This window comes from Pseudobutyrivibrio sp. YE44 (assembly GCF_900104335.1).
Lineage (GTDB): Bacteria > Bacillota > Clostridia > Lachnospirales > Lachnospiraceae > Pseudobutyrivibrio.
Genome location: NZ_FMXT01000008.1, coordinates 38,684 through 60,278 on the forward strand (window position 1 = coordinate 38,684; position 21,595 = coordinate 60,278).

A 21,595-nucleotide genomic window follows, 5' to 3' on the forward strand; every position below is an offset into this window, starting at 1 on the left:
AGAGGAGGTGAAGTCGTGGCAGCAACGAGAATCATTCCAATGCATATCAACAAGGGAAAGACTATTCAAGCATGTGTAAAGGCTAGATTGGATTATGTAAAGAATGATGAGAAGACTGAGAATGGCGAATATGTTAGCTCATATGCTTGTGATCCAAAGACTGTTACAGAGGAATTCCTGTTATCGAAGAAGGAATATTATAGGCTGACAGGCAGGCATCCACATGGAGATATAATTGCATATCAGTTGAGACAGTCCTTTAAGCCGGGGGAGGTCACAGCTCAAGAGGCTAATCAAATTGGTTACGAGTTAGCAGAGAAGCTGACAAAGGGAAATCACGCTTTTATCGTTGCTACCCATACAGATAAGGAGCATATCCATAATCATATTGTTTGGAACAGTACGGATTTAAATTGCTCAAGAAAATATAGGAATTTTCTGGGAAGTTACAGAGTTGTTCAGCGAGTTTCTGATGAGATTTGTATGAATCATGGTCTGTCAGTTATCAAGCCAAGACCATATAGGGATAGACCAAAATATAAAGGCCATCCTGGAGCACCAGTCAAGAGAAAGTTTGATTTGCTGGTTGATATACAAAAGAAGCTTAAGGAGGGAAAAGGCGGAGGCTATGAACGTTGGGCTAAGGTTTTCAATGCAAAGCAGATAACTCAGACACTCCTTTTTATGCGTGATAACAATATCCGTGATTATGAAACTTTGAGCGAAAAGGCTGATGATGCTTCAAGCAAATTTGATGAGCTAAGTTCTGCTATTAAGGAAAAGGAAGCAAAGCTTCAGCGAATTGGCGCTATACGTATGAACATTATCAATTATGCTAAGACGAGAGAGACTTATGTGAAATATCGTGAGAGCGGATATAGCAAAAAGTTCTATGAGGCAAATAGAGAGGAGATTACAGTCCATAAGGCAGCAAAGAAAGCATTTGATGCTATGTCTCCTGAGGAGAAGCCGAATGGAAAACTACCAACGGTTAAACAACTAAGCACTGAGTATGCGGAGGCGTTGGCAGAGAAGAAAAAGCTATATGGTGAATATCGTTTGGCTAAGAAAAATATGGCCGATTATGTAAAGGCCAAACGTAATATTGATGACTTCTTGGCGATGGAGAAGGAGCCAGAAAGAAGTCGAGAAAGAGGTAAGAGGGACGCCGAAAGGTGATACCGAAGCCAGTGAGTGAAACAAGCTGTTCTAGGGGGCTGGGGCAGCTTCCCCAGCAAGCATATTGCAAAACCTGTACAGGTTTGCCTTGCTTGCCACTCTCTAGAAGGACCCTAAAAGAGACCCGCGGGACGGGCGTTAATGCAAAGGAGGAGAAGAATGAACAAGGTATTATTGATTGGACGATTGACTAGAGAACCAGAGGTAAGATATGGCGGAGAGAATAAGGATAAGGCGGTAGCTAGATACACTTTAGCCGTTGAGCGTCGCTTTAAAAAGGACGGAGATGATACTGCAGATTTCATTAATTGCACGGCATTTGGCAAGGGAGCAGAGTTTGCAGAGAAGTATCTTCATAAAGGAAACAAGATTGCTGTCATAGGGAGAATTCAGACTGGCAGTTATACTAACAAAGATGGAATCAAGGTGTACACCACAGATGTGATTGTAGATGAGCACGAGTTTGCTGATAGCAAGGGTGCATCAGGGGGTACACCAGATCCAAATGATGGCGGTATCAATCCCGTGGTGGATGGGATTGATGAGGAGTTGCCATTTAACTAGAAAATGCAGTGGGCTGATTAGATAACCTTTTCAGCCCACTGCGTTTATTTGTCAGGAACAAGTCCCCAAGTCATAGCACGACCGGAGTAATTCCAATATCTTATGTCTTGTTCGATAAATAGCCATTTAATAGTTTTTACGATGTGATCTACAGGTAATCCAGTGTTAAATGTAATATCTGAATAATCAGATTCGGGAACATCTTCGCAGTTATATACACGGAATAAAACATCATATAGCCGTGAATACATATGTGTGTTTTCGAATTTTTTGGCAGCTAAATCATACTTGAAGTCATCATGTTTTGGATAATTACGTTTTCTTTTACCCTCGGAAGCATAGTTTGTATTCTCAACACAAACCAAGAAATCAAATCCATTATGTAAATTTGCTGGTCTCTGAAGGTAAACTCTATTTCCATCTTTAAGCTGTTCAACGTAATAGATATATCTGGAAGCTAAAGACTCTTGACCTTGACCAGGTTCTTCTCTTGATAGATATTCAACTACCCGCATTCTAACTTCGTTTCTTGAACCAGAATTAGAGAAAAAATGAGTTATTTCATATCTTGACATATTAACACCTCCCGTTTACAAACCAATTGCATCTAATGGAAGATCGTTGAAAAAGAAGTTGCAACCAGAATCTTCGATGTATTCTAGGGTGTCATCATACATATCCTGCTTAAACCAGTCATTAAACAAATATATAAAGACAACGTGGATGTCTAATGGGTCAAATAACTTTTGATATTCTCGTTTCTTAAAATCACAATTTGGAAGCTTTTCATCAACAGAACCCGATGAATTTTGAAATTTCTTCTCGATTATGTAGGCTGTGTTATTAGTAAAGTTGATAAAAGCTTCGTCAGGTAGCCATTTTTTTGAATTATAATCTTTGTAATTAATACCGTGGTTATTTAAAAAATGGGAGTACAGAGCATGTTTTGGTACTGAAACACCCAAAAGAGCATCATTCAGGAAAACTTCGTGGTTTACTACTTCATATCCAGCAGAAAATAGTAGATCATCAAGATTTGTTGATTGTTCAAAGTGTAAACCATTAGCATTTGTACGTGCTCCGCCACCATGTGTATTTATTCTTCTTGGCATATTATTCTTTCCTCCTTACAAAAAATTCAGTAATATCAACATTTAGCTCGTTTGCGATTTGGTTAAGAACAGAAATGGACAAGCTTTTCTCACAACCGGCAGCTTCGATTTTTGATAAATAGCTGAGACTAATTTTGACATTATCGGCTAATTGAGCTTGTGTAAGAGAGGCAGATTCACGAAAAAGTTTTATATTATGACCAATTGTGTAATATAAATCTGATTCATTTTCAAAATTCATAGGCACCATCTCCTTTGATATTCACTATTTGTGAATTATTATTACATTGATAATTAACAGTTAAAATTCACTTATTGTGAAAGTGGGTTATAGAAAAATACTATTGATAAAAAGAAAAAAGTTATGTAACATGAACGTAAAAGAAAGGAGGGAATAATATACAAATAGAACCGAGCAGCTTTTGCCCAGAGCAGACAACAATTTGGTCATTTCCAGACCGTGGCAATTGGGCAACACATTCAGGGGAGTATAGAGGTAACTGGTCACCATATGTACCAAGAAATCTAATTCTAAAATATTCACAACAGGGCGATTGGATTTTGGATCAATTTGTTGGTAGTGGAACAACATTAGTTGAGGCAAAACTTCTAAACCGAAATGCTATAGGTGTTGATATAAATCAACGAGCTATTTCAATTTCTGAAAAAAATCTTAATTTTCAAGTAGATTCCCATTCTAAAATATTTTTAAAAAATGGAAGTGCATCTGATTTAAGCTTTATGAAGGATGAGAAAATTGATTTCATTTGCACGCATCCACCTTATGCAAATATTATTCGCTATAGCGAAGGAATAGAAAAAGATATATCTCTTTTAGATGTGAATGACTTTTTAGAAGAGATGAAAAATGTTGCAAGAGAATCATATCGTGTACTAAAAAAAACAAAAAAATGCGCAGTTATGATTGGAGACATAAGAAGACATGGAAATGTAGTACCGTTAGGATTCAAAATGATGCAATGTTTTATCGAAAGTGGCTTTTCATTAAAAGAAATAATAATAAAAGAGCAACATAATTGTCGTTCTACAAATAAGTGGAAAAGTATCAGTAAATCATTCCTTCTGCTTGCACACGAATATATCTTTGTTTTCGAAAAAAAGTAAAATAATGTCCTTTAAAATGTCCTCCTGTGATATACTGAAAACAGTATTTATATGGGAGGATTTTCTATGTCCAAAGGAGCAAACCAAAAGCTAAAGCTAAGTTATCTTTGCAGAATTCTTCAGGAGAAAACAGATGATGAACATAGTCTTACGCTATCGCAGATTATGAATGAGCTAGAGCGTTATGGTGTCACTGCAGAAAGGAAAAGTTTATATGATGATTTTGCTGTAATGACAGAAAAACTTGGTATTGAAGTTATTAAAACTCCGAAGGGGCGCGAGACATATTATCATGTTGGAGAGCGTCAATTTGAACTTGCTGAGGTTAAGCTCCTTATTGATGCCATTCAGTCATCAAAATTCATAACAGAAAATAAATCAAAAGTTCTTATATCAAAGATAAAGAGTTTTGTAAGTGAATATCAAGGAAAACAGCTACAACGACAGGTCTATATTAACACTCGCATCAAGAATATGAACGAAAGTATTTATTATAATGTGGATGCGGTTCATACAGCAATATTTAACAACAAGCAAATTGAGTTCAAGTATTGTGAGTGGACATTGGATAAAAAACTTATTCCTAAAAAATCAGGAGCAAGTTATAGAGTCAGTCCATGGGCATTAACTTGGGCAAATGAGTATTACTATTTGGTGGCTTATGATCATGAGACCACAAAGATGAAACACTATCGCGTAGATAAGATGAAGGAGGTGTCTATTAAAGATACTCTCCGAGAAGGAAAAGAAATATACAATGACCTTGATATGGGTGAATATGCTTTAGAGAATTTTTCTATGTTTGGGGGAGATATAAGGCGAGTACATATAGAGTTCCCTAATGAAAAGGTGGGCATTTTTATAGATAGATTTGGTAAGGACATCAATATACGAAATACATGTGAAGGTAGAAGTATGATAGCTGTAGATGTTGCGATAAGTTCAGCTTTTTTTGGATGGATTTTTGGATTAGGAGCAGATGTGAAGATTACTGGTCCCGGAGATATTGTTAAACAGATGCAGCAAGAAGCAGAATTGTTTTTAAATAATTACAAATAAAGACGACTTATTGGACACCTAATTTAGTAATCTAATAACAGTAAAAAATTATAACCATATGGAGACCAGCTATTATGAAAAGATTACTATTTTGGTTACAGCGAAAAAAACGAATCAAAAAAAGGAACTGCAGTCAGTGCTGTATGAAATGTCCATATTTTATAGATTGCATAAATGATGGTGCATGGTAAGGCATTATAGAAAAATTACTAGGAGAAACTAAATGGAACCATTTGTAAAATGGGCTGGTGGAAAGAGACAGCTTTTAACAAAAATATGGGAAAGAACACCTAATAAATTTGACACATATTATGAGCCTTTTATTGGAGGAGGCGCAGTTTTGTTTCATCTGAGACCGGAGAAGGCAGTAATTAATGATACTAATGAACAATTAATTAATGTTTATCGTCAACTGAAAGCAGATCCAAGAGAAGTTATAAGACAGGTTTATAAATTGGATAGAGGGCCTTGTGATAAGGATTACTATTTGCTCCGAAGAGAGGAGTATAACAAAAAGATTGCGAATAAGGAATTAGATGCTGAATGTGCAGCCTACATGATATGGATTAATAAGCACTGTTTTAACGGTTTATATCGAGTTAATAATAAAGGTCTCTTTAACGTTCCATATAATAACAAGCAGACTGGAAAATCTATAGATGAAGCAAACTTGATGAACATAGGATATTATTTGCAGGATGCTGACGTTCAGATTTATTGTAAAGATTTTGAGGATGTATGTAATGAAATAAAAGAGAACGATTTTGTGTACTTTGATTCGCCGTATATTCCAGTTAGCGAGACGGCGTCATTTACAGATTATACCAAAGATGGATTTACCTATGATGACCACGTTAGACTTTCCGAACTATATAAGTCATTAGCATCAAAAGGTGTTAAGTGTATGCTTTCTAATCATGATGTTGACTTGGTGTATGAACTGTACAACGACAAGTCATTCAAGATTGATCAAATGGATGTAAAGAGAAATATTAATAGTAATGCTAAAAAGAGAAGAGGAAAAGAAGTAATTATTACTAACTATGAAATATAATATTTCTAACAAAAAACCATATTATGAGGATGAGACATCAGTATTGTTCTTGGATGATACATTTAATGTTTTAAAGACTCTGAAGCCAGAATCAGTAGATATGATATTTGCAGACCCGCCATATTTTTTGTCTAATGATGGAATAACATGTCAAGCAGGTAAGATGGTTTCTGTTAATAAGGGGGATTGGGATAAAGCTTATTCCTTTGATGAAAAGCATAAATTTAACAGGAAATGGTTGAAAGCATGTAAAAGGGTCCTGAAGCCGAATGGAACAATATGGGTAAGTGGGACACTGCATAACATTTATTCAATAGGTACAGCTTTAGAACAGGAAGGATTTAAAATAATAAATAACATTACATGGCAGAAAACTAATCCTCCACCTAATCTTGCCTGCAGATGTTTTACCCATAGTACGGAAACTATTTTATGGGCAAAGAAGAACGAGAAAAAAGCCAAGCATTTTTTTAATTATCAATTGATGAAAGAACGAAATGCTGGAAAGCAGCAGAAGGATGTTTGGACTGGGGCGTTGACACCAAAGAAAGAGAAGGAATATGGAAAGCATCCAACACAAAAACCAAAATACTTACTAGAAGAGATAATTTTAGCATCATCACAGGAAGGTGATGTGATATTAGACCCGTTTTGCGGTAGTTCAACAACGGGTGTTGTAGCAAAAGAATTAAATAGATTCTATATAGGGATAGATAATAACCAGGAATTTATAGATATTTCCAAGAGGAGATTAGAAGATGCGTAATTTTGAGGAATGGCTAGGGACAATGAGACCTAGTATAAATCAATATGATTATTATGTTGATTTTGACAAGGTATATGAGAACGTAGAGGCTATGAAGGTAGAGCTTAATATCATGAATAGTCTAATAGGTTCTAAAAATATTGAAAATGATATTAGACAATTGATTGAAAGATATCCAGAGATTATAAAATGTATACCAACACTTTTAGCTGTTAGACAAACTGAAATATATGCGCAGGATGATGATGGAGCATTTAATTATAATTTCATTGAAATGAATTACGATATAGAGCAGTACATCGTATTTATGAAGAAAACAGGGTTGCTTGACCTGATTTCAAACCATTTGATAAACAATTTAGTAGATTATTGTTTAGGTATTGAAGTTGGACTCGACAGTAATGGTCGAAAAAATCGTGGTGGACATCAAATGGAAGACTTGGTTGAATCATACCTCGAAAAAGCAGGTGTAGAGTACTACAAAGAGATGTACCTAACAGAGATAGAAGAAAAGTGGGGAGTGGATTTGTCTCCAATATCCGCTGAGGGAAAGAGTACGAAGAGATGGGATTTTGTGGTTAAAACAGTAGAAAAGATATATGTTATTGAAACCAATTTTTATTCAGCGGGTGGTTCAAAATTAAATGAGACATCAAGAAGCTATGAATTAATTGCACAAAAGATGAAAGAAGTCGATGGGGTTGAATTTATTTGGGTTACAGATGGAGGCGGATGGAAGTCTGCAAGAAAAAATTTATCTGAGACGTTTGGTGTTCTTGATACTTTATTTAACATAAAAGACATGGAAGATGGAGCATTAAAGAGTTTGTTTGATTATGGAAAGAATGGACTGTTTGAAATGTAAACAATAATATATGACAGCATATTATTATGGAAACGGGAGGAGAAAATGACAAACTGGGAGTATTTAGTATCAGGAGATGAACTAAAAGAAGCAGCTAAAGAAAGAAAAAATAAGACTATAAAAAATAAGGTGGATAGAGACTCGGTTGAAAATTATTTGCAAGATGGTTGGTTTATAACAAAAGAATATAAAAATGGAAAAGTTCTGATAGAAAAAAATAAGCCTATTGGAGATCTATTTGAAAACGAAGTCTGGAATATTTTTTATAGAATGGGTTTTACAACGCTTAATTCAACAAATGATTTTAAAGTTCAATTTTCTAAGAGGCAGAGTAAGCAAGTAGATATTGTTGCAATAGATGATGAAGTATGTTTGCTTATAGAATGTAAGTGTAGTGATACATATGATAAGAATCATATATTTGATAAAGATCTAAAAGAAATACCGACTATAAGAGATGGAATAATACAAGAAATATCGTCCAAATATCCTGGTAGAAAATTTAAATATATATTTGCTACCAAGAATTATTCCATAGGAAATGCCGATAGGATACGAATGGAAGAATTTGATATATCCAATTTTGAAATGGATGTTGTTGATTATTATGATAAGTTAGTCAATTATATCGGTCCAGCGGCTAAGTATCAGTTACTAGGAAATATATTTGCAGGAAAGACTATAGAAAATATGGAAAGTATGGTACCTGCCATTGAGGGTATAATGGGAGGAGGATTAAAATACTATTCATTTTCTATAGAACCAGAAAGATTATTAAAATTAGCATATATTTTACATAGAGATAATGCAAATGAAACATTAATGCCAACTTATCAAAGACTAATAACAAAAGATAGATTAACAAAAGTAAAGCAATTTGTAGATAATGGGGGTTATTTTCCCAATTCTATTATTATTTCCATAGATAATAAAGGAGCAGATCTTTTGTTCGAGCCTTTGACAGATGAGAATATAAATAAGTTTTCACGTGCTGGAATTCTACATTTACCAAAGACATATAGTTCTGCATTTGTAATCGATGGACAACATAGATTATATGGATATTCAGATTCAACTCATGGTAAAGATAATGCTATACCGGTGGTAGCTTTCGTTGACATGGATAAATATGAGCAACTAAAAATGTTTATGGATATTAATGAGAATCAAAAGGCTGTAAATAAGACTTTAAGAAACAGTCTGAATATAAACATATTTTGGAATTCAGAGTCATATTTAGAGAGGTCAAAAGCTGTTATGCTTGCGTTATGTGAAAGATTGGGCACAACGCAAAACTCCCCACTTTATGACAGAATAGTAACAGGAACTAATAGTAGTACGAATAGAAGATGTATAACATCAGAGTCGTTAAGACTAGCACTTGAAAAAACAAGTTTTTTTAACAAATATAAGAGTAAAATCAATAATGAAGTAGTGAAGTATGGTACGTTTGATAAATTAGATAACAAAAAAACGCTAGATTTATTATTACCGTTTTTAATAAAATCTCTTAGGACAATTGAAGAAAATTGCTTGGAGGAATGGGATAAAGGTAATCAGGGATATATAGCTATAAATAATTGTATGTCTGCAATTATTAGAATAATAGATGATATTGTTAATATAAAATTGACAGAAAAAGGTTTAGAAGTAGTAAATGATAGGAGTTTCTATAAAGAATGCGAGGAATTATTGACTTGTTTAGGAGTTACTCTCAATAATTTGAGTGATGAAGCTATACATGAAATCAAAACAGCTAAAGGTGCAGCTGCTGAAAATATATCACGCAGAAAATTGCAAGTAGAATTCCATAACAGATATCCAGAATATACTACGCAGGATCTAGAAGAATATATTGAATATTATCTGGAAGATTTCAGTGAGGAAGCTTTATATGAAGCTAAGGAGTTGGAAACTAAAATTATTGAAATTTTAAAGCAAAAATTTATGGGAGAGCCAAATTGGTTAAATAAGTATGTGCCTGAAAGTACAAAGAATTCTGTTATAGCAAATACAGCGATAGCAAAAAACAATAATAGTATTCTTGGCGTCGAAGGTAAAAATGTAACTGAGTGGGATTTTATTTCTTATAAAGAGGTAAGTGATATAATATCTTATGGAAGCAATTGGTCTACAATGTTTCAAGAAGAGTTTAAAATAATAGAAGATGGCAAGCCTAATAAGAAAAAAACTGTTGAATGGTTAAAGCATGTAGGGGACTTGAAAAGAAAAGCAGAGGCAAAAGCAAAAATAACAAAATTGGACTATGAGTTTATTAACGAGTATTATACAGCGTTATGCAAAACATCTCTGTAAAGGAAACTATAGGCTATAAAGAGAATTAAAGAATAAAAGAGAATAAGGAGCCCTATTTATAGGACTCCTTTTTTTGTACCCTATAATTAGAAAAAAATCATTAGGTAGATAGAAAGTGGAGTTTTAGTTATGTGTGCAATGAGTCAGCAGATTTTGTATGGTGAGCTATTTAAAGATGTAGAGGATAGCCTTACAAATATAGATGATTATGCATGGGGTGAAGAGCTATTTGAATTCCCAATTATCGTTTATACAAAGAATAGAAGTACAATCCCTGGATATCAAAGAGTATGCCAGGAGGCTGTAGAGGTGGGATTAATAACGATTGATCCACATGCTGCAGGAATGATAGAAGTTGTACCAGCGTTGTATGAGCCAACAAACAAACGAGTTTATATTAAGGAAGATGCATTTAATAAGCATTGGAGACATTTAAAGAAAAGTATAGCAATTGGGATTGAGAATAACCCTGATTATTGTACAGAGAGAGGGATAGAGACACCAGAGGATATTGTTGATTTGAGAGTTCTTCGTAGTTATAACAGAGAGCCGTATATTACATATCACGGAAAGATAAAATATAAGACTCGAAAGCAAGAGCAGCAAAAGGAGAGCGAATCAAAGAGAGCTAGACAAAGCAAGCTAGATAATCCTAAGAATATATACTTCTATTCAAGTAATCGAGATGGCTCTAGACAGATTCATGATAAAGAGTGTGAGGTTTTGGATTCAATACCAGATGAGAAATTTATGGGAAGCTCGGAGGTTCCAGATGGTTATATTCTCTGCAGAAAATGTAAGCGAAAACTATTGATACGAATGGGATGTTATCCAAACACAAAACAGATTCCTACATGTGCAGGATTTTTCCAAAAATACAGAGTATCAACCGCTGAATTGGAGCGTATGGTAGATATGGGAATCACATTTCATGCGGAAGATATGAGTGTTATGACTGTAAATGGAATCGAAGATAACTGGCAGATAAGAGCCGTTGGAGATGGCGTTAGCCTTTGGCATAATAATTATATAAAGCTAAGTGATACTGAAAGATATATAACGGATGGATTTCATGAGCAAAACTGCAATGGTAACATGACCTATATATTACATTATATTGAATGTTATACATGGAAAAAGCATCTTGAAGGCGAAGAGCGAAAGAAGGTTAAGGCTGAAGAAGAGGCTCGTATTATTGCCATTGAAGAAGAAAGAAGAACACATTGGTATTACAGGTTTATTGATAGAGTTAAGAGATTTTTAGGAAGGAAGTAAAAAAATGAGTAAGGAAAAAAATACAAGAAAAATAACAGATGAGAATGCTACGAAAGATTCGTTCTATTCAGAGACGAATATTGAACATCTAAAAAAGATTATTGCGGAATATGAAAGCGGAAAGACGAAGCCAGAAGAGCATAATTTAATAGAACTTGATAAGAAGTAGTAAGAAGTAGGAGGAATTAAAAATGGGAGTTTATGATTCATTATATGTAAAGGATATATGCCCTAATTGCCACAAAGAAGTAGAGTATTGCTTTAAAACAAAGGAGTTTGGACTATCATATCAAGAGTATCACGTAGGAGATTATGTGACTAAGGCTAACGAAAACTGCTATTTAGACTTAAAAGAATATTGCCCTGAATGTGGATATGAAAAAGAGTTGGTTTTTGAGATAAAAAACGGGCAATGGACAAGAACTTTATCAAAAGACGCACATAACGAAGAAACGAAACGAGTACCGTTGAGGCAAAAATTAAAAAGGCTTGAAAGCGTGATAGCTGAATTGCCAGAGGAATACATAAACGTAGTTGAAGATCATTTAGATTATATAATTTATAAGTGTACTGGAGAGATAGAATAATAAGCTAAAGAACTAATGGGAGAGGAAATGGAGCATTATCATTCAAATCTAAGAGAAATTAGAGAGAAAGCAGGTATATCACAACAACAACTTGCTAACGCTATTGGTGTTAGTCGAAAAACTATTATAGCGATGGAATCAGAGTGTGGTTCTGATCCAAGAATTAGCACAGTAAAAAGGCTTTTAGCATATCTAGAAGTGGGGTTTGAGGACTTATACAATACTTGTGATTAAGTACGATAAATGTCACAAGTAACCTATAATGGACTTGTAATACACACCTGTCCTAGCCTATAATTTAACCATGAAAACAAACAATTGTTCTTGTTTTCTAAGGGAGTGAATAAAAGGGTAAATGTACATGCGGAAGGTGATTCCCTTTTCCTTTTAGCGGTACGAACTAGTCATTTCAGTTCAAAGGAGGGTGTTATGAAACATGCAAGAAGTTAAGTTTCATTGCAAAAAGTGCAAGAAATCTATAGGACTGACCTACAATGTAAGTGGTAATCCATCAGCCCCGGTATTACCAAATTTCACATTGAAGTGTCGTGTATGTAGAAAAGTATCAACTTTAAGAAATTATACGGAATCGATGATTCTTGAAAGAATAGATAGTGAGTTTAAGTTCTATTTATAACCACGCGACAGTAACTATATAATTGAATTAAGGCTCCATGATATAAGGAGGCAGTAATGCAATCCTAGGGACGCATGGGAAAATAACCAGCGAAAGCTGGGGCTTCCCGTGTGCCTACAATAGAATAATGTAGAAGAGAGAATCCTCTTTTCCTGGTTATAAGCCGGGAAGAGAGGATTTTTTGAATACAGTAAATACATTTGGAGATAGAGTAAAAGAATTAAGAAAGAGGAAGGGATTGAGTCAGGAGAAGTTGGCAGAGTTACTTTTCTTGGAAAGCAAGGCAACTATCTCATCATATGAGACAAATAGAAGAATGCCTGGAGCTGATATATTAGCTGGGATGGCTATCGCACTAGAGACTACAGTTGATTACTTATTAAATGGGGATGTAGAAACAAATGAGACTATTAATCGGGCTGTGATATTGTTGCAGCAGTTGTCACCAGAACTGCAGAAGGTGGCGCTAGAGCAGATAAGAATATTGTTCCAAATAGAAAGATAGCGAAAAGATTTCATTTTGTGCTGAAATTTCAGTTTTTTATTCATTTTAGAGTAGAGATAAGTTTTTTGGTTTGAGCCGAGCTTGGTTGGCGAAAACCAAAACCATATTTCATTTAGGAACCTTTGGAGTCAATGAATTATCCAAAAATCTATTCCAGAATGGAGGCTAGCTGAATGAGAAAGCGAATGAAGGAAGCTCTTGATTATATTCAGGAGCATTCGAATGCAATTAATACATTACTTAATATTCTCAGGTTTGTTGTTGAACTAATAGGATAATCTCATAATTAAGCTAGCGGTAATAAAATAGTACCGCTAGCCAAAATGAAATGATGGCATAGCGACAACCTTTTGTTGTCGCTTCGCACATCGAACCACAAGGTATTACTGGGTATTATAGAGAAGTCAACAGGACAGACCGGTTTGGCCGAGACATTCAGATTCTAAGGAGGAATAGCGATGGCTTCGGCAAATGTATTAAGAAAATATGCAGAATTAACAGTTGAAAAGAGGGTTGATTACATCTGTAGGAATTACGCTAGCTTTATGGGAATTGTTGAGAGTTATACAGAAGGTTTAATCTACATGATTGAAGAGGAGCAGGATTTTAATCGTAGAGAAGAACGTGGAGATTTAGGCGTGAGAGTAGGAGGAGGTTTCGGACATAGTGACCCAACTGCCAATAAAGCTATCAGAAATGTATCTCTTAGAGATGCCATTATTAATTGCGATTTTGAGGGTGGTGTACTTGAGGATACGGATCATGAAGAACAATTTATGAGAGACGCAGCTGTGTTAAGGAGAATGAGACGAGATTATAAGTTATTCAATAGTCAAATGCATTTATTAGCAGAAGAGGAAATGACAATTCTTCAAACTTATTTATCAGGCAATAAAGATTTAAATGATTTAGCTGATGAACTGAATATCCAATATGATTCAGCAAAATGTAAGATATATAACATTAAGAGAAAACTCAAGAAAAATGTGGTTAGCTTCGCATCATTAAGCTATGTAAATTAGGAGGGAACAATGCCAGAGGAAATAAAGAATACCAATAAGAAGTTTGTAAGATATAAGGAAGGTGCAGATTTATATAGTATGTGCCAGAAGAAGTTTGAAAGAATGGCCCATGATGCAGGCGCTGTTTATAAGCTGGATAAGCTTTGTCTTGTAAATGTAGAGGTGTTTGAAGCTTATTTGGAAGGTTTTAGATTAGCTTGATTATTATATAGAAAGAAGTTCTTGAGTTATTGTTAAACAAAAACTATAATAGATTTTGTAGGAGGAATGAGTTTTGAGTGAAGTAAAAAACAAAGGTGGTCGTCCAAAATCTGACGAACCAAAGAAAAGAATAGTTGGGCTTCGATTAACAGAGGAGCAATATTCTAGACTTGAAGCTTATTCCCAAAAAAGACAATTAACTAAGACGCAGGTTATTTTGGAAGGCTTAGAGAATCTATATTCAAAATAGTTTGCGTAGAGAGCTTCTTTCTTATTAAAGAAGGAGGCGGATTCATGGCAAAGGCCAGAAAGGATAATAAAGGAAGAACGCTTAGAGAAGGTGAGCACTATCGTCCAAAGGAAGGACGATACATGTACACATATCTTGATGCTAGGAAGAAAAGACGAACTATCTATTCTGTGAATCTTCTTCGACTTCGTGAGCGAGAAGATGAGATAAAACGTGATCAGCTGGATGGAATTGATAATTATGTGAGAGGACATGTTACTGTTAATCAAGCTTTTGACAGATACATGGCAGTAAAGACAAATCTTCGAATCACTACTAGGACAAACTATGAGCTTATGTATAATGCTCATGTGAGAAAAGGGTTTGGCGAGCGATTGATAGGAGATATCAAGTACTCAGATGTTAAGCAATTCTATCAGAGATTAATTGAAGAGGACAACATAAAGCCTAATACGGTTGGAACTATTCATTGTTGTTTACATCCAACATTTGATATGGCAGTGAGGGATGACATAATTAGGAAGAATCCTTGTGATGATGCGTATCGAGAATTTTCAGCAGAGTTTTGGAAAAACAAAGGTGTAAGAAATGCTCTTACAATTCCACAGCAGAAAGCATTCATGGATTTCATTGATGGGCATCCGATTTTTGATCATTGGGTTCCAGTATTCACAGTATTGTTAGGTACAGGTTGTCGATGCGGTGAGTTTATAGGATTACGTTGGCAGGATATCGACATGGAGAATCGTATGATTAGTATAAATCACGCCCTTGTCCGTGCTAAGAAGAGTAGATATAATAAGAAGGAAAAAGTTATAGTCTCACTTCCAAAGACAGATGCAGGTATTAGAACAATCCCAATGTTGGATCAAGTCTATGAAGCATTTGATAGAGTGTACAAAGAGCAGTGTGAAACTGGCTTCAATAAGACAGAGATAGAAGGTATGTCCGGCTTCATATTTAAGAATGAGGTTGGTAACATTCTTTCTCAGCAGAATATCAATGCTGCTATAAAGAGAATAGTTGAAGCTTATAATATGAAGGAATCTGTGGATGCATCGCGTCAGAAACGTGACCCGCTATTATTACCGAATTTCTCATGCCACTATTTGAGGCACACCTTTTGTACAAGGTTCTGTGAAAACGAGACTAACCTTAAGGTCATTCAGAGTGTAATGGGACATAAGAATATCAAAACAACCATGGAAGTATACGCTGAATGTACCGATGAAAAGAAGAAGGAATCAATGCAGAATTTATCTGCAAAGTGGAAGGATTTTTAGAAAGGGCTCAGCTCTTTTGACAAATCGAAAGCTCAAGGGACAAACTTGACGACAAATATTTAATACTTTATAATGCCTTATAGTTTTGACTGAGCTGACGCGTTTATTATTAGATATGACCATAATTTCTGAGTATTACCGATAATTCTGTACAATAAAGAGGGCGCGAGCCACCTTGCACTTATGCCATACGTACAGGATTAATCAGTGCTTATGATTATTCAGAGTCAGGTTCGAAAGAGCCTGGCTCTTTTTTGGGGGGAATTAAAAAAAAGCACTCTCTAAGTGTTCCTTAGAAAGTGCTTTTTTAACATTATCTTTTAATTCTTTTTACCAATATTTGAGATATATTCCTCAGTAATATGGTAAAAATCAGGTTCTATAATCTTTGTTCCATCTGTGAAGCTTGTAAGCCAAGCCTGATATTCATCATCGTCCAAAGGCGTTTCTCTGTCCTCATCAGAACCATCATTTTTATCTATATAATACACATACCCATTTCCATCTTTATCTACATCAAAAGGAAATGCATCTTCTTCTGTCATAAATTCTTTCTCAGACTCATAAAAATCAACACAATATGCATCGACAAACCCTTTTTCCTCATATTTGTTGGTATCTTTATTAATTACATATAAAGTATATGGCCAAAAATCACCTGCTTTAAAGTTTCCGTGGGAAATACCATCTGCAATAGCGCCATTTTCATAATAATCTAATCCATAAAAGCCCGAGAATTTTAAATATGCAGTGTGTTTTTCAAAGTCATAATCATAAACATGTTCCTGCATTCCGGCTATAACACCATCATCATATCTAAAAGCAAGCTCATCGTAACCATCGCCATCCTGGTCAAAAACTGCAAACAAAGAATCTTTCTTAATAGTCTCAATTTCTGGCTCCGTAACTCCTATATCTAATAATTCAGAGCTCTCAAGAAAATTGGTAAGTATTTCTCTGTATGCAGCGTACATTTCCTCCTTCTGACCGGCATTTTCCTCTTCAACTTCTTTCTCAACAACCTCAGATTGTACTTCTACCTTCTCATTTTCATTATCATCAGATACATCAGTGATTTGTTTCATACCACAAGCAGTTATAAGAGTGCTTGTTACAAGCAAAAGTATCAATTTATTTCGATACATCATTCATTCTCCTTTTAGTCCTACATTAAGTCAAATTTATAATTACAGTGATATATAATAATACAGCTTATCCCCAAAATAAATACTTTCGAACTATAGTAACACCTAGTTTTAAATCTATATCATACTCAACTAAGGCACTTTCTATGGAAAGTTAGAGAGAGCTTTTTTGATTAATAAAAGGCGCTCTGTATAATGCAGAGCGCCTAAAATTTTATTGTACTTTTTGATAAGTATACAGCTAAATATAGGTTTTTGTTTTTCATCAGAAAAACAGAAAGTCATAAATACTATTGGCATTTACTAAGTGATTCGCTTGCACTATAGTTGTCATCGAATTCGCTTTCTTCCCATGTTGAGAAGTAGTCCATGATGGTGTTGTCATCTTCGTTAGTCTGGTAAGTGAAATGATGTCCGTCCTCAGTTTCTGCCTGTACTCGATATATACCAGAAGAAATCTCTGTAATTGAAGAAATCTTATAAGAGTTTTCAATCTCAAAATTTCCATCATCTGTCATATGACCATAATCAACTGTTGAATCGGTGAACTGTACATAGTATGTAGCAGGGAAGTTCTCATTTTCTCCTGATATAGAATTTGAACCCCAAATTCCTTCAATAGAAGAAGATTCCTGAGAAGAAGCACTATTATCTTCAGCTTTATTGTCTGTTGCTGTGCTGTCTGCATCAGTTGAGTTTTCAGTAGTTGTATTTTCATTCAGGTTTGATACTTCAGATTCGCTTACTGAGTTTGCGCCACATCCAATAATTGATGCACTCATGGCCATTGTCATCATTAAAACTAACATTCTTTTTTTCATGTAATTATTCCTCCTAACCGTAATACACGATGTAGCATATATATATCATTACAAAATTAACCTGTCAAACATACTTTAGATTTCTTAAGAGTTCTTCTGTGCCCAAAGTTTCAGGGACTTAATAACAAGCTCCATTTTTTCAAGGCCATCGTTGAATGACTGAAAGTCAGATTTTTCATCTTCAGTTATTTCACCATCAGCAGCGATACTAATGATTCGATCCTTTTGTGCTACAAGTGAATTAAGAGTATCTAAAAGTTCAAGAGTAATAATAGGTAAATCCTTAGACTGTGTAAGATTGAATTCATACATAGGTATAGTGTTCTTTCCTATGGCACAGCAGCTAGAACAATAATTTAAGCATAATTCTGGCTTATCGTAGATTTCAGAAAGAACAATCAAATCACTGGGATTAAGTACAGTTTCTCCCTTTTCTATATGTTCAAGGCGTTTTGACGAGATGACATCATTTGTTAAATCAGCAACATCATCACGTGAAAATCCTTTTTCTTTTCTAATTGCTTCCAGAGTAGAATGATCCATTTAAATTACCTCCAAACAAAAACTATTTTACCAAAAATTGGGAGAAAAAGAAGAATTATTCCCTAAACTTGTGGTGTTGGAGATGTGCCACAGATAATAAAATAAGGCTATGAACAAAGGAAATATATCCCAGGAGGTGAGAAAAATGACTCTGAAAGAGAGAATGGAAGTTATTGGTATGGTTAACCTGATAAATAAGCACAAGGATTTTGCAAAGAGAGTTGGCTTAGAGGACAGAACAATAATAAAGCATGTAATAATATCTTAATATTTAAATTTAAAAAGAAATACTTTATACTGAAAGAAGTGTTATACAAAATAACATAAAAGGGGAGAGTAACCAAAGGAGGAAATGTATATGAATGAAAGAAAAAGACTTGCGAAGGAAATAAACAGGGGGTGTTTTATTAGGGGAATCGTTGGATTTGCACTATTTATTCCATATGGAATAGCTTATGCAATTATTTGCAACACAGGTAATTCACCACTTATTGTTATGGGGCTGTTTTTAGGATTTATTTTATTATTCCTTGTAGGTGCCAGAGCTGGTAAGTACTCGATTGTAGCTGATATCATGTCTAGTAGAGCACTTGTTGGAAAAGAAATTTCAAACGACCCAATAAAAGAAGGTCTTGAAAGATATAAGAAGTATGGCTACAGAAAGTTTAAGGCACAGAGTAGAAGCTGTGGTGAAATCCTTTACGGACTCACAAGAGGCGCAATGGAAATCGGCGAATTGATGGAGCATGTACCAGTATTACAGTATGTGGCAGCTACATATAAGAAAATAGTTAGAAGAGCTCATGACAATACAGCAAAGCTTATTGTTACATACCAGCTTGGTATCTATGAAGAAGGTGACGATGATATGATCAATGATTTGATTACATACTTCGTACAGGACGGAAAGAAATTCCTTCTTAGAACAGTTAAGACTGAGGTTAAGGGCTACATCTTAGGATGGGTATGGTATGGCGTTTCAGCAGTTTTAGTTCTTGCATTTTTAGCTACAAAGAGCATTGTGGCATTAATTCTTTTAGTACCAGTATTATTCCTTGCAGCAGCATGGGGTGCAATTATCAGCAGTAGAGGTGATTTCAACACTCTTTGCGAATACATCGAATATGTTCAGACACACGAGCTTGATACAGTTCTTAGAGCAAAGATTCTTACAACCTTCGAGACAGGCGATAGAATGCTCAACATCAGAGATGCAGTTTATAACCCAACAAATGGAAACGTAGAGCGCGCTATTCACAGCACAGGCGCATTAATTAATCAGGTTGAAGAAAAGCTTGAAAATAGATAAAAAGCACTGTGTAAGAGATTATCCTTTTAGCTAAATCAAGAGATTTGTGACAGTTACGTAACACAAATGCAAATATTTGTAATAATATCCTTGATATTTATGTTGGTAATTATTATAATTTTAAAGGTTTAGCATTTAAATGGAGGATAATATTAATGAAAAAACTTAAGAGACTTAATGTGGCACTTATCATGCTTGTTGTAATGAGTATGCTTAGCGGATGTGTACGCATGAATGCAGACATGAAGGTAGACAGCAAGGGAAATGCTGATATTTCCTTAGTTTATGCCACACAGACATCAGGTGGTTCAGACAGTGATTCTGATGAGGATTCAGACGAGGATTCAAGCGATTCAAAGTCTGAAGATATGAAGCAGTTAGAAGATAAAGGTTGGGCTGTTGAGAAGTACTCAGAGGACAACTATAAAGGATATTCTGCTACATTAACAGGTGTATCTTTAGATGAAATCGAGAAGAACATCGACGGAACACCTATGGGTGATATTACTGTTACTAAGAAGGGTAACAAATACACTATCGACTGGGAAATTTTAGATGACGAAGATAGAGCTTCAATTGCTCAGTCTGGTGCAGCTATTAGCAACTCAGGCGGATACATGAAGTTCCAGTTAACACTTCCTAAGAAGGCTATTTCAAGCAACGCAACATCAGTATCTAAGGATGGAAAGACTCTTACATGGGATCTTTTAAATATGTCTGATACTAGCGTTCAGGTTGAGTTCAGCTTATTCAACCCAATGATTATCGTTGCAGTTGTTGCTGCTATGGCTGTAGTTACAGCAGTTGTTCTTACAATCGTATTCAAGAAAAAGAAGAACACACAGCCTGTTGAAACAGTAGAAGCTACTGTAGAGTAATTTAAAACCACGTTGACACAAAATGCACTTATATCTATCGGCTGGTAGGTATAAGTGCTTTTTCAAACTTTAAAAAAGACTCAATATGACATATGATGTATATGTATTATGTAAGATTGAGTGAAAACAAAATCAATCGCAATAAAGGAGAACACTATGAAAAAGAAAATATTAACATTATTTATCATTTCTTCTCTTGCAGCAGGTATGGTTGCCTGTGGAGGAAAGGAGGCTGAGCAGGAGCCTGAGAGTCCTGTTGTTGAGAATACAACACAGAGCGAAACTCCAGAAGCTGAAACAGAATCAACAGATGAGTTATCAGCAGATGATAAGGCAGCAGCCTTTAAGGATTACACCGATGGCCTGAACAAAATCGGCGGAAAAAACTTCAAGGTATATGCTGGACTTGATAAGGATAATGGCATTTGTTCTACTGTAGAGACAGAGGATGGAGTGCTTTATTGGCAGTACGCAAATGATAACAACAACCTTGTTACTGTTGAGTATGCTAGCGGAAACAACAATCTAAACATTAACTCTTGGGACGTTTCAGCAGAGGGTAAGGTTGAGATTGTAAGTAGCATTAATATTGAGGAGTTTATCCCAATTAGTGACGATTTGACAATCCTTTTTTCAGGTCTAAGCCTTTCAGACAAAAAGGACGTAATGATGATTGAGTCTAGAGGATTGGCATATAGCTATGCAGATGGTGTAGACTATAACATCACTTTAATTGAGATTAAAGAGGATGGAAGCCTGGACAAGTTCTTTGATGAAGGCGTTGCTGGCTCAGGAGATGAGGATATCACCTCTGGAGTTAGAGAGAAATTTAATAAGACTACAGGTTCTGAATATTCACAAGACACTTTTGAAGATATTTTCTACAATGGAAAATTGTTTATTGAACAGGAGAACAAGCCAATCTTAGCAAGCATTAAATTTAAATCTGAATCAGGTAAGCTTGCAGATAATGGTGATTGGGATGGAGCTAATGAGATAACATCAAAGATTTATGCTCTGATGGATACTCCAGGTGACCCAGTATATTGGGGTGAAGGCCAGTTCGCGGCAGAGAATTAATTAAATAATGACATAGAAG

General features: G+C 35.1%; 27 protein-coding genes. 21 read left to right on the top strand and 6 right to left on the bottom strand.

What is annotated here, in order from left to right; all coding sequences use genetic code 11:
• Window positions 1-15: 15 nt before the first annotated feature.
• Together BLR54_RS11135 and BLR54_RS11140 are read left to right on the top strand one after the other, a co-directional pair.
• Complete coding sequence (locus tag BLR54_RS11135; RefSeq protein ID WP_090421049.1) at window positions 16-1,179, top strand: relaxase/mobilization nuclease domain-containing protein; 1,164 nt, start codon at window positions 16-18, stop codon at window positions 1,177-1,179.
• Window positions 1,180-1,338: 159 nt separating this feature from the next.
• Complete coding sequence (locus BLR54_RS11140; protein ID WP_090421052.1) at window positions 1,339-1,743, top strand: single-stranded DNA-binding protein; 405 nt, start codon at window positions 1,339-1,341, stop codon at window positions 1,741-1,743.
• A 44-nt stretch (window positions 1,744-1,787) separates the two neighbouring features.
• On the opposite strand, the gene BLR54_RS11145 is transcribed toward BLR54_RS11140, so the two are convergent.
• Genes BLR54_RS11145 through BLR54_RS11155 form a run of 3 tightly spaced genes read right to left on the bottom strand, consistent with a single transcriptional unit; the run spans window position 1,788 to window position 3,096 of the window.
• Complete coding sequence (locus tag BLR54_RS11145) at window positions 1,788-2,318, bottom strand: DNA adenine methylase (RefSeq protein ID WP_090421055.1); 531 nt, start codon at window positions 2,316-2,318, stop codon at window positions 1,788-1,790.
• 15 nt (window positions 2,319-2,333) lie between these two features.
• Window positions 2,334-2,855 carry a PD-(D/E)XK nuclease superfamily protein gene (locus BLR54_RS11150; RefSeq protein ID WP_090421058.1) on the bottom strand — a complete coding sequence of 174 codons (522 nt, stop codon included), beginning with the start codon at window positions 2,853-2,855 and terminating at the stop codon, window positions 2,334-2,336.
• 1 nt (window position 2,856) lies between these two features.
• Entirely contained in the window at window positions 2,857-3,096 is a 240-nt protein-coding gene (locus BLR54_RS11155) for a helix-turn-helix domain-containing protein (RefSeq protein WP_090421061.1), read from the bottom strand.
• 200 nt (window positions 3,097-3,296) lie between these two features.
• Here BLR54_RS11155 and BLR54_RS11160 point away from each other — a divergent pair, with 200 nt between their 5' ends.
• The 15 genes from BLR54_RS11160 to BLR54_RS11220 all read left to right on the top strand — a co-directional run bounded on the left by BLR54_RS11160 (window position 3,297) and on the right by BLR54_RS11220 (window position 15,800).
• Window positions 3,297-3,980: a TRM11 family SAM-dependent methyltransferase gene (locus BLR54_RS11160; RefSeq protein WP_330388202.1), complete on the top strand. Its 684-nt coding sequence runs from the start codon at window positions 3,297-3,299 to the stop codon at window positions 3,978-3,980.
• Window positions 3,981-4,046: 66 nt separating this feature from the next.
• Window positions 4,047-5,039 carry a helix-turn-helix transcriptional regulator gene (locus BLR54_RS11165; protein WP_090421066.1) on the top strand — a complete coding sequence of 331 codons (993 nt, stop codon included), beginning with the start codon at window positions 4,047-4,049 and terminating at the stop codon, window positions 5,037-5,039.
• Window positions 5,040-5,262: 223 nt separating this feature from the next.
• The gene (locus tag BLR54_RS11170; RefSeq protein WP_090421069.1) at window positions 5,263-6,093 is read left to right on the top strand and encodes a DNA adenine methylase; all 831 of its coding nucleotides are present in this window, start codon (window positions 5,263-5,265) and stop codon (window positions 6,091-6,093) included.
• The gene (locus BLR54_RS11175; protein ID WP_090421072.1) at window positions 6,083-6,859 is read left to right on the top strand and encodes a DNA-methyltransferase; all 777 of its coding nucleotides are present in this window, start codon (window positions 6,083-6,085) and stop codon (window positions 6,857-6,859) included. The genes BLR54_RS11170 and BLR54_RS11175 overlap by 11 nt, the downstream gene beginning before the upstream one ends.
• Entirely contained in the window at window positions 6,852-7,724 is an 873-nt protein-coding gene (locus tag BLR54_RS11180; RefSeq protein ID WP_090421075.1) for a type II restriction endonuclease, read from the top strand. Before BLR54_RS11175 ends, BLR54_RS11180 begins: the two co-directional genes overlap by 8 nt.
• Window positions 7,725-7,769: 45 nt before the next feature.
• Complete coding sequence (locus BLR54_RS11185; RefSeq protein WP_090421078.1) at window positions 7,770-10,040, top strand: DGQHR domain-containing protein; 2,271 nt, start codon at window positions 7,770-7,772, stop codon at window positions 10,038-10,040.
• Window positions 10,041-10,169: 129 nt separating this feature from the next.
• Window positions 10,170-11,315, top strand: coding sequence for a hypothetical protein (locus BLR54_RS11190; protein WP_090421080.1), 1,146 nt, complete (start codon window positions 10,170-10,172; stop codon window positions 11,313-11,315).
• Between the two features lie 4 nt (window positions 11,316-11,319).
• A complete protein-coding gene (locus BLR54_RS14990) occupies window positions 11,320-11,484 on the top strand; it encodes a hypothetical protein (RefSeq protein WP_176761930.1) in 165 nt (54 codons plus the stop codon).
• Window positions 11,485-11,506: 22 nt separating this feature from the next.
• A complete protein-coding gene (locus BLR54_RS11195; protein ID WP_090421083.1) occupies window positions 11,507-11,902 on the top strand; it encodes a hypothetical protein in 396 nt (131 codons plus the stop codon).
• A 15-nt stretch (window positions 11,903-11,917) separates the two neighbouring features.
• A complete protein-coding gene (locus BLR54_RS11200) occupies window positions 11,918-12,136 on the top strand; it encodes a helix-turn-helix transcriptional regulator (protein ID WP_207645284.1) in 219 nt (72 codons plus the stop codon).
• 584 nt (window positions 12,137-12,720) lie between these two features.
• Window positions 12,721-13,044 (top strand): helix-turn-helix domain-containing protein, encoded by a 324-nt coding sequence (locus BLR54_RS11205; protein ID WP_090421087.1) that lies wholly within the window; start codon window positions 12,721-12,723, stop codon window positions 13,042-13,044.
• Window positions 13,045-13,502: 458 nt separating this feature from the next.
• Window positions 13,503-14,066: a hypothetical protein gene (locus BLR54_RS11210; protein ID WP_090421090.1), complete on the top strand. Its 564-nt coding sequence runs from the start codon at window positions 13,503-13,505 to the stop codon at window positions 14,064-14,066.
• A gap of 9 nt (window positions 14,067-14,075) precedes the next feature.
• A complete protein-coding gene (locus BLR54_RS11215) occupies window positions 14,076-14,267 on the top strand; it encodes a DUF6462 family protein (RefSeq protein WP_176761931.1) in 192 nt (63 codons plus the stop codon).
• Window positions 14,268-14,340: 73 nt separating this feature from the next.
• Window positions 14,341-14,517 (top strand): hypothetical protein, encoded by a 177-nt coding sequence (locus tag BLR54_RS14995; RefSeq protein ID WP_176761932.1) that lies wholly within the window; start codon window positions 14,341-14,343, stop codon window positions 14,515-14,517.
• Between the two features lie 44 nt (window positions 14,518-14,561).
• Window positions 14,562-15,800, top strand: coding sequence for a tyrosine-type recombinase/integrase (locus BLR54_RS11220; RefSeq protein WP_090421092.1), 1,239 nt, complete (start codon window positions 14,562-14,564; stop codon window positions 15,798-15,800).
• A 320-nt stretch (window positions 15,801-16,120) separates the two neighbouring features.
• On the opposite strand, the gene BLR54_RS11225 is transcribed toward BLR54_RS11220, so the two are convergent.
• The 3 genes from BLR54_RS11225 to BLR54_RS11235 all read right to left on the bottom strand — a co-directional run bounded on the left by BLR54_RS11225 (window position 16,121) and on the right by BLR54_RS11235 (window position 18,309).
• Window positions 16,121-16,948 (bottom strand): hypothetical protein, encoded by an 828-nt coding sequence (locus tag BLR54_RS11225; RefSeq protein ID WP_143008435.1) that lies wholly within the window; start codon window positions 16,946-16,948, stop codon window positions 16,121-16,123.
• A gap of 287 nt (window positions 16,949-17,235) precedes the next feature.
• A complete protein-coding gene (locus BLR54_RS11230; protein WP_090421094.1) occupies window positions 17,236-17,766 on the bottom strand; it encodes a hypothetical protein in 531 nt (176 codons plus the stop codon).
• A gap of 84 nt (window positions 17,767-17,850) precedes the next feature.
• On the bottom strand, window positions 17,851-18,309 hold the full coding sequence (locus BLR54_RS11235) for a helix-turn-helix domain-containing protein (protein WP_090421095.1): 459 nt from the start codon (window positions 18,307-18,309) through the stop codon (window positions 17,851-17,853).
• Window positions 18,310-18,454: 145 nt separating this feature from the next.
• Between BLR54_RS11235 and BLR54_RS15170 the strand changes: the two genes are divergently transcribed.
• The 4 genes from BLR54_RS15170 (at window position 18,455) to BLR54_RS11250 (ending at window position 21,576) form a co-directional block, all read left to right on the top strand.
• Window positions 18,455-18,577: a hypothetical protein gene (locus tag BLR54_RS15170; RefSeq protein WP_255396699.1), complete on the top strand. Its 123-nt coding sequence runs from the start codon at window positions 18,455-18,457 to the stop codon at window positions 18,575-18,577.
• A 90-nt stretch (window positions 18,578-18,667) separates the two neighbouring features.
• Complete coding sequence (locus BLR54_RS11240) at window positions 18,668-19,618, top strand: hypothetical protein (protein ID WP_090421097.1); 951 nt, start codon at window positions 18,668-18,670, stop codon at window positions 19,616-19,618.
• Window positions 19,619-19,773: 155 nt separating this feature from the next.
• Window positions 19,774-20,496 (top strand): LppM family (lipo)protein, encoded by a 723-nt coding sequence (locus BLR54_RS11245; RefSeq protein WP_090421100.1) that lies wholly within the window; start codon window positions 19,774-19,776, stop codon window positions 20,494-20,496.
• Window positions 20,497-20,652: 156 nt separating this feature from the next.
• Window positions 20,653-21,576: a hypothetical protein gene (locus BLR54_RS11250; RefSeq protein WP_090421103.1), complete on the top strand. Its 924-nt coding sequence runs from the start codon at window positions 20,653-20,655 to the stop codon at window positions 21,574-21,576.
• Window positions 21,577-21,595: the final 19 nt, after the last annotated feature.

Bases quoted from the DNA above. Each gene is read 5' to 3' on its own strand.
- BLR54_RS11240 (WP_090421097.1), top strand. From the start codon at position 18,668: ATGAATGAAAGAAAAAGACTTGCGAAGGAAATAAACAGGGGGTGTTTT.
- BLR54_RS11145 (WP_090421055.1), bottom strand. From the start codon at position 2,318: ATGTCAAGATATGAAATAACTCATTTTTTCTCTAATTCTGGTTCAAGA.
- BLR54_RS11235 (WP_090421095.1), bottom strand. From the start codon at position 18,309: ATGGATCATTCTACTCTGGAAGCAATTAGAAAAGAAAAAGGATTTTCA.
- BLR54_RS11180 (WP_090421075.1), top strand. From the start codon at position 6,852: ATGCGTAATTTTGAGGAATGGCTAGGGACAATGAGACCTAGTATAAAT.
- BLR54_RS11190 (WP_090421080.1), top strand. From the start codon at position 10,170: ATGTGTGCAATGAGTCAGCAGATTTTGTATGGTGAGCTATTTAAAGAT.
- BLR54_RS11230 (WP_090421094.1), bottom strand. From the start codon at position 17,766: ATGAAAAAAAGAATGTTAGTTTTAATGATGACAATGGCCATGAGTGCA.
- BLR54_RS15170 (WP_255396699.1), top strand. From the start codon at position 18,455: ATGACTCTGAAAGAGAGAATGGAAGTTATTGGTATGGTTAACCTGATA.
- BLR54_RS11185 (WP_090421078.1), top strand. From the start codon at position 7,770: ATGACAAACTGGGAGTATTTAGTATCAGGAGATGAACTAAAAGAAGCA.
- BLR54_RS14990 (WP_176761930.1), top strand. From the start codon at position 11,320: ATGAGTAAGGAAAAAAATACAAGAAAAATAACAGATGAGAATGCTACG.
- BLR54_RS11250 (WP_090421103.1), top strand. From the start codon at position 20,653: ATGAAAAAGAAAATATTAACATTATTTATCATTTCTTCTCTTGCAGCA.
- BLR54_RS11225 (WP_143008435.1), bottom strand. From the start codon at position 16,948: ATGATGTATCGAAATAAATTGATACTTTTGCTTGTAACAAGCACTCTT.
- BLR54_RS11165 (WP_090421066.1), top strand. From the start codon at position 4,047: ATGTCCAAAGGAGCAAACCAAAAGCTAAAGCTAAGTTATCTTTGCAGA.
- BLR54_RS11140 (WP_090421052.1), top strand. From the start codon at position 1,339: ATGAACAAGGTATTATTGATTGGACGATTGACTAGAGAACCAGAGGTA.
- BLR54_RS11220 (WP_090421092.1), top strand. From the start codon at position 14,562: ATGGCAAAGGCCAGAAAGGATAATAAAGGAAGAACGCTTAGAGAAGGT.
- BLR54_RS11195 (WP_090421083.1), top strand. From the start codon at position 11,507: ATGGGAGTTTATGATTCATTATATGTAAAGGATATATGCCCTAATTGC.
- BLR54_RS11150 (WP_090421058.1), bottom strand. From the start codon at position 2,855: ATGCCAAGAAGAATAAATACACATGGTGGCGGAGCACGTACAAATGCT.
- BLR54_RS11200 (WP_207645284.1), top strand. From the start codon at position 11,918: ATGGGAGAGGAAATGGAGCATTATCATTCAAATCTAAGAGAAATTAGA.
- BLR54_RS11215 (WP_176761931.1), top strand. From the start codon at position 14,076: ATGCCAGAGGAAATAAAGAATACCAATAAGAAGTTTGTAAGATATAAG.
- BLR54_RS11210 (WP_090421090.1), top strand. From the start codon at position 13,503: ATGGCTTCGGCAAATGTATTAAGAAAATATGCAGAATTAACAGTTGAA.
- BLR54_RS11170 (WP_090421069.1), top strand. From the start codon at position 5,263: ATGGAACCATTTGTAAAATGGGCTGGTGGAAAGAGACAGCTTTTAACA.
- BLR54_RS11175 (WP_090421072.1), top strand. From the start codon at position 6,083: ATGAAATATAATATTTCTAACAAAAAACCATATTATGAGGATGAGACA.
- BLR54_RS11245 (WP_090421100.1), top strand. From the start codon at position 19,774: ATGAAAAAACTTAAGAGACTTAATGTGGCACTTATCATGCTTGTTGTA.
- BLR54_RS11155 (WP_090421061.1), bottom strand. From the start codon at position 3,096: ATGAATTTTGAAAATGAATCAGATTTATATTACACAATTGGTCATAAT.